Annotated in this window: 10 protein-coding genes; 4 read left to right on the plus strand and 6 right to left on the minus strand. The window is 63.6% G+C overall.

What is annotated here, in order from left to right; translation table 11 throughout:
* Window positions 1-8 precede the first annotated feature (8 nt).
* The 3 genes from KA354_18635 to KA354_18645 all read right to left on the minus strand — a co-directional run bounded on the left by KA354_18635 (window position 9) and on the right by KA354_18645 (window position 3,524).
* Window positions 9-869: a sigma-70 family RNA polymerase sigma factor gene (locus KA354_18635; GenBank protein MBP7936664.1), complete on the minus strand. Its 861-nt coding sequence runs from the start codon at window positions 867-869 to the stop codon at window positions 9-11.
* Between the two features lie 109 nt (window positions 870-978).
* Window positions 979-2,769, minus strand: a complete 1,791-nt coding sequence (locus KA354_18640) for a 30S ribosomal protein S1 (protein MBP7936665.1) — start codon at window positions 2,767-2,769, stop codon at window positions 979-981.
* Window positions 2,770-3,116: 347 nt separating this feature from the next.
* On the minus strand, window positions 3,117-3,524 hold the full coding sequence (locus KA354_18645) for a secondary thiamine-phosphate synthase enzyme YjbQ (protein ID MBP7936666.1): 408 nt from the start codon (window positions 3,522-3,524) through the stop codon (window positions 3,117-3,119).
* A gap of 126 nt (window positions 3,525-3,650) precedes the next feature.
* Between KA354_18645 and mnmA the strand changes: the two genes are divergently transcribed.
* Together mnmA and KA354_18655 are read left to right on the plus strand one after the other, a co-directional pair.
* Window positions 3,651-4,736: a tRNA 2-thiouridine(34) synthase MnmA gene (gene mnmA / locus KA354_18650; GenBank protein MBP7936667.1), complete on the plus strand. Its 1,086-nt coding sequence runs from the start codon at window positions 3,651-3,653 to the stop codon at window positions 4,734-4,736.
* Complete coding sequence (locus tag KA354_18655) at window positions 4,733-5,692, plus strand: glycosyltransferase family 9 protein (protein ID MBP7936668.1); 960 nt, start codon at window positions 4,733-4,735, stop codon at window positions 5,690-5,692. The genes mnmA and KA354_18655 overlap by 4 nt, the downstream gene beginning before the upstream one ends.
* Window positions 5,693-5,720: 28 nt before the next feature.
* Here the strand turns inward: KA354_18655 and KA354_18660 are convergent, their stop codons facing one another.
* Together KA354_18660 and KA354_18665 are read right to left on the minus strand one after the other, a co-directional pair.
* The gene (locus tag KA354_18660) at window positions 5,721-6,881 is read right to left on the minus strand and encodes a pyridoxal phosphate-dependent aminotransferase family protein (protein ID MBP7936669.1); all 1,161 of its coding nucleotides are present in this window, start codon (window positions 6,879-6,881) and stop codon (window positions 5,721-5,723) included.
* A gap of 207 nt (window positions 6,882-7,088) precedes the next feature.
* Window positions 7,089-8,669 (minus strand): arylsulfatase, encoded by a 1,581-nt coding sequence (locus KA354_18665; GenBank protein MBP7936670.1) that lies wholly within the window; start codon window positions 8,667-8,669, stop codon window positions 7,089-7,091.
* A 931-nt stretch (window positions 8,670-9,600) separates the two neighbouring features.
* Here KA354_18665 and KA354_18670 point away from each other — a divergent pair.
* Together KA354_18670 and KA354_18675 are read left to right on the plus strand one after the other, a co-directional pair.
* The gene (locus KA354_18670; GenBank protein ID MBP7936671.1) at window positions 9,601-10,254 is read left to right on the plus strand and encodes a hypothetical protein; all 654 of its coding nucleotides are present in this window, start codon (window positions 9,601-9,603) and stop codon (window positions 10,252-10,254) included.
* Window positions 10,255-10,621: 367 nt separating this feature from the next.
* Complete coding sequence (locus tag KA354_18675; protein MBP7936672.1) at window positions 10,622-12,934, plus strand: hypothetical protein; 2,313 nt, start codon at window positions 10,622-10,624, stop codon at window positions 12,932-12,934.
* A 183-nt stretch (window positions 12,935-13,117) separates the two neighbouring features.
* On the opposite strand, the gene KA354_18680 is transcribed toward KA354_18675, so the two are convergent.
* On the minus strand, window positions 13,118-13,824 hold a 707-nt coding region (locus KA354_18680; protein ID MBP7936673.1), incomplete at its 5' end, for a hypothetical protein.

Raw genomic sequence — 13,824 nt, forward strand, 5'->3', positions numbered from 1 at the left:
CGGTCGATTCACATCTCGTTGAGTGCTTCGCGGAGCTTGACCAAGGCTTCGCGTTCGAGCTGGCGGACGCGTTCGCGGGTCAATCCGACCTTGACGCCGATCTGTTTGAGGGTCATGGGTTCCTGGTTATCGAGGCCGTAGCGGAGCTTCAGGATGGTGGCTTCGCGTTCGTCGATCTTGCTGAGGAGTTTGCTGATGACCTCGGCGTCGGCGTTACTGAAGGCCGAGTCCTGGGGTGAAGGCGTTTTCTGATCGGCGAGCAGTTCGTTGAGGCCGAAGCTGCCGTCGGCGCTGCCCGACTGGGTGGGGGCACTGAACGCCTTGACCGCGCGGCGGATGATTCTCACCTTGCGTTCGGTGAGGTTCATGTGCCTGGCCATCTCCTGCAAGGTTGGCTGTTTGCCGTGTTTCTGCTCGAGTTCGGTGAAGGCTTTCTTCCAGTCGGCGATCATGGCGACCATATAGGCGGGGATGTGTACCGGCTGAACCGAGTTGATCAAGGCCCGCTTGATGGCCTGCTTGATCCACCAGGAGGCGTAGGTGCTGAACCGTGTCTCCATGGTGGGATCGTAGCCTTCGACACCGCGGAGGAGGCCGATGTTGCCTTCCTCGATGAGATCCGCCAGCGCCAGCCCGCGGTTGAGGTAGTTTTTGGCGATATTGACCACGAGGCGCAGGTTGGAGAGGATCATGCGATCGCGAGCCCGAGCGGCGGTGAGTTCGGCCTCTTCCTTCTGCTTGAGTGTGATCTCGTGCTGCTGGAAGAGGGCAGGCACTTTGAGGGCGTACTGGATCGCCCGCCCCAACTCCTGCTCCTCCTGGGCAGTCAGGAGCGGGGCTTCGTCGATCTGCTTGAGATAGTGCTGCAATCCACTTTCGATTGCGATGGCAGCGGCCTCCTATGCGTCGTGGCCCACGTCGTAGGGCGTGGGCCCGGTCAACTGACGGCGAACGAGGGCCACCGGCCCTCGGCGACGATCAGGACTCGACATCCTTGTTCGGGTTCTCTTCCGGCGTACGGAACGGGAAATTGGTGATCACATCGGTCGAGGCCTGACCCGGGCCATGCAGGCCGCCTCGGCGGAGCTTGGGTTCGCCGGAGCGCGAGGTGCCTTCCTCGGTCGCCCACTCGGCTCGCTTCTTGCTTAGTCCGATCTTGCGTTCCTGCGGATCGACGCGCAGGATTTTGACCTCGATTTCCGCTCCGACCTTGACCTCGTCGTGGGGATCCTCGACCTTGTGGTCGGCCAGCTCGCTCACGTGCAGCAGCCCCTCGAGGTCTGTCTCCAGCTCGACGAAGACGCCGAAGTTGGTGATCTTGGTGACCTTGCCCTTGACGATCTGGCCGGGGATATAGGTCTTGGGGATGGCCTGGATCCACGGATCCTCGCTGAGCTGCTTGGTACCGAGGGCGACGCGCATCTTCTCCTGGTCCACGCTGAGCACGACGCAGCGGACGGTATCGCCTTTCTTGAGCACCTCCGACGGGTGGCTGATCTTCTTGGTCCAGCTCATATCCGAGACGTGCAGGAGGCCGTCGATGCCCTCCTCGATCTCGATGAAGGCTCCGTAGTTAGCCAGGTTCCGCACCTTGCCCTCGATGATGGTGTTCGGCGGGTACTTCTGGGCGACGCTGGTCCAGGGGTTGGACTCGATCTGCTTCATGCCCAGGCTGATTTCCTGCTTGTCCTTGTTGATCTCGAGCACGACGACCTCGACCTCATCGCCGAGGTTGACGATCTCGGACGGGTGATTGATTCTCCGCGTCCAGCTCATCTCGGAGATGTGGACCAAGCCCTCGACGCCGGGCTCGAGTTTCACGAAAGCGCCGTAATTGGTGATGTTGACCACCTCGCCCTTATGCCGCGAAAGCACCGGGTAGCGGGTCTCGATGTTCTCCCAAGGGTTGGGTGTCAGCTGCTTGAGGCCCAGGGCGATCTTCTCCTTCTCGCGATCGACATTCAGGACCTTGATCTCGACTTCCTGGTCGATCCGGAGCAAGTCGGATGGATGGTTGACCCGGTCCCAGCTCATGTCGGTGATGTGCAGCAGGCCGTCGATGCCGCCCAGATCGACGAAGGCCCCGAAGTCGGCCAGGTTTTTGACGATACCCTTGCGCACGTCGCCGATCTTGATGTCATTGAGCACGCGTTCCTTGGCGGTCTGGCGTTGCTCCTCGATGAATTTGCGGCGGCTGATGACGATGTTGCGGCGTTCGGTGTCGATCTTGAGGATTTTGGCGTCGATTTCGCGGCCGATGAACTCCCCGATGTCGCCTGGGCGGCGAATATCGACCTGTGAAGCGGGCAGGAACACGGGCACGCCGATGTCGACGAGCAGGCCGCCCTTGATCTTGCGCATGACCCGGCCGCGGACGTCATCGCCTTCGTGGGCGGTCTCGACGAGGCGCTGCCAGTTGAGCAGCCGGTCGGCCTTGCGTTTGCTGATGACCACCAAGCCGCTGTCGGACTCGACGCTTTCGAGCCAGACATCCACGGTATCGCCGATATCGATGGCCGACTTATCGTCCCACTCGCTGGCGGGTACCAGGCCCTCGCTCTTGAGGCCGACATCGATGATGACGTCGTCGCCGACCAAGCCGGCGATGCGGCCCTTGAGCAGCGTACCGGGCTGGAAGCTGCCCACAGTCGCGTCGATGACTGAGGCGATGGCCTCCTGGTCCGGCTCGCCGGAACCGAGGGCATCGATCATCTGCTGTTCAATGCTGTTGTCCAGTTCGAGACTATGGATCAGGTTATAATCGACCATTCGTAGACCTTTGTGCCTTTGCTCTCACTTTGCTCGATCCCGGGAGAGGAGAGTCATCTCACGACGTTGCGACTTGATGGGGAGGGCAGCCGCGACGGGGAAAAGAGACGTCGGCCACGCGGCGCGAACCTCTCGCGCCTGCTCCATCCGTGCCGAGCCTAGGCAGTATAGACGAATTGGCGGGCGGTTGCCAGCCCCGGGGCTGGCCCGGGTGCGGCGGCGGGCGGAATCGCCGTAACTCATTATTTAAAAACAGGATACGACCGCGTGACCGGGCGTCTGGTCGGCGGGACAAGGGGGCCTGTGGGCCGCGCGGACCTGGACGGATCTGGTGTTCCGTCGGGGTGTCAGGGGCTGCCGGCCAGGCATCTGACCAGCAGTTGTCGTTGCCTCGGGCCGTCGAACTCGCAGAAGTAGATGCCCTGCCAGGTTCCCAGAATGAGGCGTCCGCCCTCGACCAGGACGGTCTGGGACATGCCGATGAGCGAGCACTTGAGGTGGGCGTTGCTGTTTCCCTCGCTGTGGCGGAAGCCGCTGTCGTCGCGGGGGATGAGTTGATCCAGCTTCCAGAGGATATCGTGAACCACGTCCGGGTCGGCGTTCTCCTGGATGGTCACGCCGGCCGTCGTATGGGGCACGTAGCAGACAGCACAGCCGTCAACCAGGCCGGTTTCTCGAACTGCGGCTTGCACCTTGTCGGTCACGTCGATCATCTGACATTGCGAGTCGGTGCGTACATTGAGTGTCTTGATCATGGCCATTCTCCCGTTTGCGGGTCATGTCGGCGTGATTCTATAATCGTCCCTGTCTGATGGCTCGTGATACACGGGATCCGGCATCGAGGTCAAATGTCGCATAGCCGTGGCAGGGTGGTCGTCGCGATGAGCGGCGGCGTGGACTCGAGTGTGGCCGCGTGCCTGCTGCGTGAGCAGGGGTACGAGGTCACGGGTCTGTTCATGCGTACCGGGGTGCAGGCCCCCACCCCCGCGGACGGCGAGGCTGGCGGTGTGAGCGAGGTCTCTGCGGCCAATCCTGACATCCGCCACTGGAGTTGCTGCAGTGCCGCTGACGCGGCGGACGCCCGGGCAGTGGCCGGCATGCTGGGCATCCCGTTCTTTGCCCTGGACTTCAAGCCGGCCTTTGACCGGATCATCGATTACTTTGTTGAGGAGTACGTTCGTGGCCGGACCCCGAATCCGTGTGTGATGTGCAACGAGCAGCTCAAGTTCGGTCGGCTGGCGGACTACGGCCGGGCGGCGGGGGCGGATTGGGTGGCCACCGGGCACTATGCCAGGATAGTCGCCGTCGGTGAAGGGTATCGATTGTGCCGGGGGGTCGACCCGACGAAGGATCAGTCGTACGTGTTGTTTGGGATCGACCGGGGCATGCTGGCCCGGGCGCTGTTTCCGATCGGCGGTCTGAGCAAGGATCAGGTCCGCAGCGAGGCCCGGCGGTTTGGGCTCAAGATCAGCGAGAAGCACGAATCTCAGGATATCTGCTTCGTACCGGACCGGGACTATGCCCGGCTGGTTCGTGAGCGGCGGCCGGAGGTGTTTCGCGAAGGACCGATTGTGGACCGATCGGGTCACGAGGTGGGCCGGCACGAGGGGGTGGTGAACTTCACCATTGGTCAGCGGCGCGGACTGGGGGTGGCTGCCGGACATCCCATTTACGTGACGCGTATCGACGTGGCGCGCAACACGGTGTTTGTTGGAGGGAAGGAGGATCTGGCCCGCGATGTGCTGGAGGCCAATCGTGTTCACTGGCTGACTGATCCGCCGGCCGGGGCATTCCGCGCCGAAGTTCAGATCCGCTACAGCCATCGCGCAGCACCGGCGACTGTGGAACTGCTGCCCGGCGAGCGGTTCCGGGCCCGATTCGATGCCGGACAGATCGCGATCACGCCTGGGCAGGCTGCCGTGCTTTACGAAGGCGACGCTGTTCTTGGCGGCGGGTGGATTGAGTGAGCGCCAGAACACCGAAAGTCGAGCACCAAGACGGAGCCCCGGCGAATCGGGGCGATCCCGTGATTCTCGTCTTTCACCAGGGAGCGATCGGCGACTTTCTGTTGACGCTTCCGGTCATCCAAGCTGCGAGAGAGGCGGCCGGGGCTGCACGTGTCGAAGTGGTCGCTTCGGCGAGCTCGGCCCGGGTTGCGGCCGGGCGAAGCGTTGTCGATACCTGGACTTCGCCCGAGCAGGTGGGCCTCCACACGCTCTTTGGAGAGGGCAGCGATCTGGACGAGGGCCTCGTTCGGCGACTGGAGCAGGCGTCGCTGGTATTGAGCTTCCTCGGCGGACCGGCGGAGGCGTCTCACCACCGCCTTTGTGCGGCGACGCCCGGACGCGTCGTGTCGGTCGATCCTCGTCCGAACCAGGAGACCCTGGCGGCCGGGCGGCACATCACCGCCCAGTGGGTAGCGGCCGTTCGAGCCCAGGCTCTGGCGATCGGCAGCGCGAAGCCGACGTTCATCCGGATGGAGAAGACGCCGGCAGGGTCATCACCAGACAGCCCGGTTATTGGGGACACTGGCGAGAGCTCAGCGGCGCGGGTTGTCATTCATCCCGGCAGCGGTGGTCGAGGCAAGTGTTGGCCGGTCGAACGATTCATGGTGATGGCGGACGAGATGGACGGCGTGGCGATCGCCTGGATGCTTGGGCCGGCGGAATGCGAGGCAGGTGACGATCGCTTTGCCGGTCTGCGCGATCGAATCCAGCGGCGTGGCGAGAAGTTGATCATCGAGGCGGATCTTCTCGTGGCAGCCCGGGAGATCGCCGAGGCCGACCTGTTTGCAGGCAACGACAGCGGCATGACGCATCTGGCGGCGGCCCTCGGCGTGCGTACGCTGGCCGTTTTCACGACCACTGATCCGCGCGTGTGGCGACCGCTGGGGGATCACGTGACCGTTCTGGCGTCAAGGTGATGTCTCGAGGCCGACCGCTGCGACCTGTTCATAGCAGTCGTCGAAGCGCGGCCAGGAGGCGGTCGATCATCTCTTGGGTGTGGCCGGCACAAACCGCGATTCGCATGTGGCCCTCCGGGCCGACGCCGGCATAGTTTCGCGTATGGGGTACGAGGAAGCCTCGCTCCTTGAGTGCCTCGTGCAGTTGCCGCATGCGCTCACCGGTGCCGCATCGAGCGGAGACGATAGGAGCGGGACTATCGGCCACAGCGATCCCGAGGTCGCGCAGGCCCCGGCGAAGGTGGAGCACGTTCCGGAGAAGCCGGGCACGTATTTCCGGCTTGGCCATGACGATCTCAAGGGCTCTCGCGCTCGCGGCGGCGGCGGCCGTCGGCGGGGCGCTGGCCCCGTCAAACAGATGGGAAGCCGAACGCAGGCGATCGATGAAGGCGGTTGTTCCGGGGATGATTCCACCGAAGCCGCCGAGGGCCTTGCTGAGGGTGCCGCAGAAGCACAGTCGGGTGGAGTTCGCGGGGCATTCACTCGCGTCGGCGTTGACCCAGTCGGACCAGAGGCCCAGGTGGTCCAGTGTTCCTCGCCCGTTTTCGCCGACGGTTCCGACGCCGTGGGCATCGTCGAGCAGGATGGTCGCCCCCGGCCGGGCCCGGAGCACTGTCAGGTACGCATCGACGGGGGCGATCTCTCCGGTGGATGAGAAGACGCCGTCGGTCAGCACGAGGGGCCGTGTGGACACGGGCACGTGTTCGCGAAGGGCGGCGGCCAAGCCGTCCGGGTCGCAGTGGGGAAAGCGGTGAATCGGACGACCCGGCAGCGGGGCCGCTTCCATGACGCTGAAGTGGCAATGTTCGTCGGCCAGGATGAGATCGAACGTGTCGCCGAGGGCGTGGATGAGCGTGGTGGTACCGAAGTAGCCGGACGGGAAGTAGAAGGCGCCGGCCGTGCCGAAGTAGGCGGCGGCCAACCGCTCCGCCTCGAGCGTGACGGGGTTGTTGCCGAAGCCGCGCCGGGAGGTCGCGGTGTGAATGCCGTACTTGCGGATTGCCGCACAGGCCGCCTCTATGATGTCCGGGTGGCCGTGCAGGCCGAGGTAGCTTGTACCTCCGAAGTAAACGTACCGCCGGCCGTCGATGACGGTCTCAGGGCCGGGCGGCGATTCCATGATACGCTGGGGAGTGAGCGGTTCGTTCACGGAAGATCCTGTCTCGACTCTGGGTCTCGGAGGGAGCTCCCCCTCCTGCAACACATCCGGCGGGGAGGGACGCTCTCAAAGACCGAGCTTATACCACTTCGGGCAGCACTGCGGCAAACGCTTTCGCGGGGTCTGGTTTCTCAGCACACAGGATCGTTGCCGACCTTTCAGGCACCCCCTGAAAATGCGGAGGGTATTCGACGGCTCTTATCCAGCCTTCTTGGGAAACCGATCGCCGTAGAGCATATCCGGGCGCGGCGAAACGAGCCTGCCGTCGCGAACGAAGGCGGGACCGCGCTCGGCCAGATGCCTGACCAAGCGGGCGCGCCAGGTCTCAAGCCGTTCGCGGTGGCCAGCGTCGCCGGCGAGATCGTGCAGTTCGCCGGGGTCCGACTGCAGATCGAACAACTGCTCCTTGCCGCTGTGGGAGAAGAAAATGTACTTCGTCCGCCCGTCGGTCAGAGCGTTCCAGTGTTCCGTGCCCTTGTAGCAGCGGCTATGCTCCAAGTCGATGAAGGGCCGCCAGCCGGCCGCGTTGCCGCGGACGAGTTCCAGCAGGCTCTTGCCGTCGAAAGCGTCCGCAGGTGCGGCCACGCCTGCGGCGTCGAGGAACGTCGGCAGTATATCGCGGAGCTCGACGGGCTGAGCCAGCACCTGCCCGCGCTCGGCCGCCATGCTCACAGGCCAGCGGATGAGCATCGGAATACGAACCGAGGATTCGTAGGCGTACGTCTTTCGCCACAGATGGTGGTCGCCGAGCATATCGCCGTGGTCGGCGGTAAAGAGGATGAGCGTATTGTCGAGCAGTTTGCGTTCGCGCAACGCCGCCAGGATGCGGCCGATCTGCTCATCGACGAATGTGACCGACCCGTAGTAGGCCCGGCGAGACTGGCGAACCTGCTCGGGGCCGAGATCGCCCCGCCAGCGATTGTAGTCTGGCGGATCGAGCGGGACGTCGTTGCCGCTCGCCCAGCCGCCGAGGTGAGCGGCCGGGACTTGGGTATCTACGTACATCTTCATGAACCGCTCGGGCGGATCGTAAGGGCTGTGCGGGCGGGCGAAGGAGACCTTCAAGAAGAAGGGCGAAGCTCCGCTGTAGTTCTGGACGAATCGCACGGCTACGTCCGTCGTCCAGCGGGTTGGGTGCAGTTCCTCCGGCAAGGCGTAGGTCTTGGCCCGGTAGTCGTTCCAGCCAATGCCGGTGGCGTCCGGGTCGAGGGTCGGAGCCAGCGAGCGAAACCAGCAGCGGTAGTCGCTGACGAAGTCCGCTGTCTGGATGCGGCCGGACTCGTCCAGGATCGTCCTATCGAAGCCGTGAAGGTTGCGCTGCGGGTAGTAGTGCATCTTGCCGACGCCGATTGCGTAGTAGCCCGCCCCGTGGAGCAATGCGGGCAGCTCACGCTCGTAGTGTTCGGCCATCCGCCCCATGCCGAGCATGCCATGATGCCACGGTGACAGACCGGTGAGCAGACCGCTGCGAGCCGGTGTGCAGGATGGTGTGGAGGTGTACGCACAGCGAAAGCGCGCCCCATCGGCCGCGAGGCCATCGAGGTTGGGCGTGCGAATCGCGTTGTTTCCGTCGCTGCCCAGACAGTCGGCGCGGAACTGGTCGGCCATGAGAAGGACGATGTTCGGCCGAGCAGCAGGTCCGGTATCGGCGGCGAACGAACCGATGGCCGCTGCCGAGATGACCAATGTGGCAACCAGGACAGGATAAGACAATCGGAATGTGTGCCTCACGGATTGATCCTCAACTCGCAACTCCCACGTTTTGGCGAGCGGACGCATTTCCGACACAGCGATTGACGCGGGGTATCATGTTCCTCTTGAACTGCTATCCGCCGCCGATGCGTATCAGTGAATGGCTGGCGTCCATCGTACATGGTACTCGTGCCTCATGCTGGCACGAAAGGAGAGCTGGACCGCAGGAGCCCAATGGCACGGTCAGGCTGTGCCATCGGGATCGGCATGGTTGTTCGCCCCGCTGAGGCACCGCTGGAACGGGCCACAATCGGTCTGGTCCACGTCGCCATCCGTATCCGCATCGAACAACCGACGGCTCATTGAACCGTCCTGGAGCGTCCTCGGGCCCGCAACGCAATGCCGCAATACCATGAAGCTGTCCAAACCAACATCACCGTCGTGATCATAGCCGAAACGAGCGGACGCAGTAACCATAGTGGTCGCTTGGAGGGCGGAAGGGATCAGCGACTTAGACGGCCAAGGTTTAAAGAGACTTGCCCACGATGGCGGACTGGGCCGGCAAGGTGGCCAGGACCCGGATTGCACCGGCGGTCGTGTCCGGACCGGGAGTATCTGTCGGATCGACGAAGACGGCGATCGCCCTGACCGTCCGGCGTCTGGTGTCCGCGGACCTGGGCCGAGGCATGCTCGGGCGATGGCGACCGCCAGGTCTGGCGGGCTTCTCTATGTCCTTTTGCGGCAATGGGCTAACGCCGCCCATGGTCAACTCGCGGCCCGAACTTCAAGTTCGCCGGACGTGGGAGAAGAATGCTCGCCCGGACCGATCGGTCCTGACGCCGGCTTGACAGCTTTGTCGGGCTTTGTTAGCGTGGATAGTGGAGGGGCATCATTCGCCTATGGGCGCATTTCAGGACCTTGTTGCAGCCTGCTGACGGGGAGCGACATGGTGTAGGGCTCTCCAGACCAGGCGAAGTGTGGAAGGAAGTCAATTCACCGCTTTTGAAGGGAGGAGAGGATGAGACAGATTCACTTGGTGACGGCGGTCATCGCCGGGCTTGCCGTCAGCGCTTCCGCGTACGGTCAGCTGACCTACACGTTTGAGAATGATGAAGAGGGTTTCCAGAACGTCGCCTGGTCTCCCGCGGCCCCGGGTGACTGGTCGGGGACACCCACGGTCCAGCAGACGCATACGGCCGGGGGCTGGCAGATGATGATGACGAAGGAGTTCTCTTGGGCACCTGGGGGCGGAAACGACAACCAGCAGCTGGAGATGCAGAGGCTGGCGAACCTCGGGACCGCCCGGATCTCCTTCGACGCCATGGTTGATGGCGCCAGCTTCCCAGCGGGAGTCCAGACGTGGTTTCAGTTGAACATTGTGGGCAACAGCGCCGGCACCACAGGCTGGACCCAGACGGACAACATCTTCACCGTCTCCGGGTGGCATCCCGCCGACGACGCCGCATTCCTGACCATGCACTTTGACTATCCCTTCAGTCAGCTTGGCTGGGAACCTGGCGACGAGTGGTTCCAGTTCTGGACAGGCGCCAATTCCGACGCCGCGGTGCCTGTCAACTTCTACCTGGACAACGTGATCATAACGCCCGAGCCGGCCAGCGGCTTGATCGCCCTGGCTGGTCTGCTTCTTATTCGCCGCCGGCGTCCCGCCTGAGGGCAGGTCGAGCGTTGGCCGGGCGGCTTCGCCCACGGCCCTGGTATTCGACGGTCCGGCCGGCATGGTGATCGAGTTGGGTTCTCGGTCGTCGTGTGGGCCGGCCCCCTGTTTGCGGGGAGGGTTTTCCGATGAGCCGCTGCATGGGTGGGGCGTGAAGAACGCCCTCGCGGAGCAGGCTCATCGTTTCCGCCTGATGGCTACGACCCATCCGGTGTAGTGCATGTCATGTCGTCGCGGACACGCATGGCTTCGCAGCGTGGCGGCGCGTGTTGGCCGCATGGGGGCGCGCTCTGAGCATCGCAAGTCACCGACGGCTCAGTCGCCCGGGCGCGGGCCATGGTCTTACCTGAATGGAGGTGCTGGAATGTGGTCGCGGAACAAGATCGCCGGCCCGTGGGCGGTGCTGCTGCTTGGTCTGATGGTGCCCGCCGCGTTCGGGCAGATCGTCAACACATTTGACACCGCGGACGAAGTGCCCGGTTCGTGGTCCAAGGTCTGGGGTGACGCCAGCGTGCTCATGGACCTGCTCACCTTTGACGCCACCGCAGATGCCGCCGGCTCCGCTACCAGTGGGGCCATGAAGATCGTCTATCACTTCACCGACGCAACCGCCAACCGCCGTATCGCGATCGCCCGACCGACGCCGTTCGGCGACATGCTCAATGTCGCCACTCTGGATATGGACATCTACGTCACTTCGACTTCGGCCACGAGAAGCACTGGTGATCACGGTTACTTGACCATCGGCTACTTCTACGGCAGTGTTGCGCAATCGCAATGGATGGGGCAGGCAGCCACAGCCCGATCCCTGGGCGGCGGCGTCAATGGCTTCAATGACGACCAGTGGTTTCACGTCAGCATCCCCATGGCCTCTTTCAAGAACTACGCCGGCAACCCCAGTTCGGCTTCGAACGTTCAGGGAGTCGGTTTCGAATTGCTCGGCAAGATGGCCGGCGACGTCACCTTCTGGGTTGACAACATCAAGTTTGTTCCCAAGGAGCCGCCGCCCCCGCCGGCGACCGAGCCGCTGACCATCAACAAGTTCAACGACCCGGCCGAGGCGGATCAGTGGGTGGCCGGCGAAAACATGGGCGGCGAGCTGGTTTCCAAAACCGTGGAAGGTGGGGAGATGAAGGTGGTGGTCAACTATGCCGGCGACGCCACCGACTGCGACGCCTGCGCGGGTACCGAGCACCAGGATGTATGCACCAACCCGGAAGACCCGGCCGACAGGGGCTGCAACAACTTCTGGATCACCAAGGATTTCGCCCTGAGTGGCACTCCGCCGGTAGGCCTAGACCTTCGCGGATATGGCTCGTTCGAGATTGACATGCGCGTCGATTTCGGCGCCCAGAACGAGGGCACCAGTGCCTACGTCGAGTTCGGACCCATCTACGGCCCGGATCTGACATGGGTGCGTTCCGGTGGTACGCGCATGAGCGGAGCCGGGACGTACCACGTTTCCATGCCCATGAGCAACTTCTCCTCCCTGAATCTCAAGGACGTGCGTGCCTGGAGGATCCAGTTCTGGGGCAATGATCCCCGTTGGGACACCGTCGCCCGGGTGACCGGCCCGGTCACCATTTGGATCGACAACATCGTGCTGGCCACGCCGCCCATAGCGCCCCAGGGTTTTCACGTGTGGAGCGAGTTCGACACGGCCGACGGTATCGCCGATTGGTGCCCCACCGGAGGCGATACATGCAACGCCACCGCCAACGCGGTTCCGAGCCACGTGGAGTGGGACGGCACAGTGGATTACGCCGACAACCCCGCTTCCGGCTCCATGAAAGTCACGGTCACATGGGACAAGAACCTCACCCGCGACCAGAACCGACTCACCTTCCAGCGGGATGTCTCCACCGGCTCACCCCTTGGCATCGATTTGCGGGACTACAGCTGGATTATCGCCCGCGTGAAGTTTGACCCCGCCTCCCCCAAGACCACCTACGGCGCCCACGCCCAAGGCGGAATCGTGTTCCGCAACATGGGCACGACCTGGGAGTATGTCCCCGGCTGGACAAACTTCCTCTCCAGCGGGGTGGGCGTGAATGACCGGGGCTGGCACGTCGTTGACGCGTTCCTGCCGTCCTCCAGCGTTCCGGCGCGGGATCAACTTACCCAGGTCCTTCTCGACTTCATGGTGGACGATGCGACCAGCTACACGAACGGCGACTGGAGCGGGACGGCCACTTTCTGGATTGACCACATCATGGTCGGCCGGCCCCAGACGTGCCAGGATCCCGACAATTGCGAGATCTGCAACAACCTCCTGGACGAAAACGGAGACCAGTTGATCGACTGTGAGGATCCCGACTGCCAGGGCGTGGCGTCCTGCCCGGTGGAAACGGACTGCACCAACTTCATGGATGATGACGGCGACGGGCTGGCCGACTGTGCCGACCCGGACTGCGGCCAAGACCCCAACTGCAAGGCCAACGTCCCCTTCGCCGACGTGGATGGCGATGGCGACGTGGATCAACAGGACTTCGGCTTCTTCCAGGTCTGCTTCAGCGGTCCCTTCGAGCGATACCGGATCGGCTGCGGATTCCTGGATCGCAACCACAATCTCGCCGTCGATGCAGAAGACTTCTGGGAGTTCCAGGCCTGCTTTAGTGGTCCGTCCATCAAGGCGACCCAGGCCAGCAACCCTGATTGCGAGGGCTTGACCCAATGAGCTGATGAGCACCGGCGGGATTCTCGCAATCTCAAACGCTGCGAGTCCGACCGATCAGGCCCGCGTCTGATGATGTGGTCCATAGGTGAGCTTGTCTTCCCGAGCCGAATTGGCGCAGCCACCGCGGCACTTTCCAAACTTCCTGGTCACGCCACATCGAAGGCGCGTCGATCGGCGGCCGACTCACTTGGCGGGTTGGGAAGTCAGCGAACGGTAGTATGCTTCCATCAGCAGTTCGTACTTGGGCAAGACGCGCTGGCGACCGACTTCCATGAGGTCGCGAGTCGTGTCGGGGGATCGCCGCGTTGAGGCATTGAGGCTCCTGGCCCCGGGCGCGGTCGGACTGCCGGCACGGAGAACCGCGCGATCGCCGGGAGGCTTCTCCTCGCGGAAGACTTGCGTGGTTGGGACAGAGGTGCGGTCGGCCCGGGGTGGCTGGGCTGACGGCTTGGCGCGCTTGTACGCATCGACGAACTGTTGGGCCTGGGGGATGGTCCAGCCGAGATCGGCCAGGAGCTTCTCATCGACATCACCGCGACGCAGCGAGCGTTCGAGGGCGTCAACCGCCTGCTCGATGCGTCCGGTGGAGGGAAGTCTGGGGCTAGGCTTGTCGGGCGACTCAAGGGGCTCGACGGAACCGCTGGGCTGGGTCGATGGGGTGCTCGACCGTTCGACGCCGTAGCTGGAGTCCTGCGAGCCGCCGCTGCCCACAATCCCGCTCCCGCTGCCCTGCCCTGAACCCTTGCCTGAACCTTGCCCCTGTCCTTGTCCTTGGCCTTGCCCCGAACCTTGACCCTGCCCCGAACCCTGCCCTGATCCTTGTCCCTGCCCTTGGCCTTGGCCGCTGCCCTGTCCTGAGCCCTTGCCCGAACCCTGCCCTGATCCTTGTC

This window comes from Phycisphaerae bacterium (assembly GCA_018003015.1).
Lineage (GTDB): Bacteria > Planctomycetota > Phycisphaerae > UBA1845 > PWPN01 > JAGNEZ01.

What these genes read in the sequence shown, in the direction of transcription:
- KA354_18640 (MBP7936665.1), bottom strand. Translation starts at nt 2,769, where the DNA reads ATGGTCGATTATAACCTGATCCATAGTCTCGAACTGGACAACAGCATT.
- KA354_18645 (MBP7936666.1), bottom strand. Translation starts at nt 3,524, where the DNA reads ATGATCAAGACACTCAATGTACGCACCGACTCGCAATGTCAGATGATC.
- mnmA (MBP7936667.1), top strand. Translation starts at nt 3,651, where the DNA reads ATGAGCGGCGGCGTGGACTCGAGTGTGGCCGCGTGCCTGCTGCGTGAG.
- KA354_18665 (MBP7936670.1), bottom strand. Translation starts at nt 8,669, where the DNA reads ATGCGTCCGCTCGCCAAAACGTGGGAGTTGCGAGTTGAGGATCAATCC.
- KA354_18670 (MBP7936671.1), top strand. Translation starts at nt 9,601, where the DNA reads ATGAGACAGATTCACTTGGTGACGGCGGTCATCGCCGGGCTTGCCGTC.
- KA354_18675 (MBP7936672.1), top strand. Translation starts at nt 10,622, where the DNA reads ATGTGGTCGCGGAACAAGATCGCCGGCCCGTGGGCGGTGCTGCTGCTT.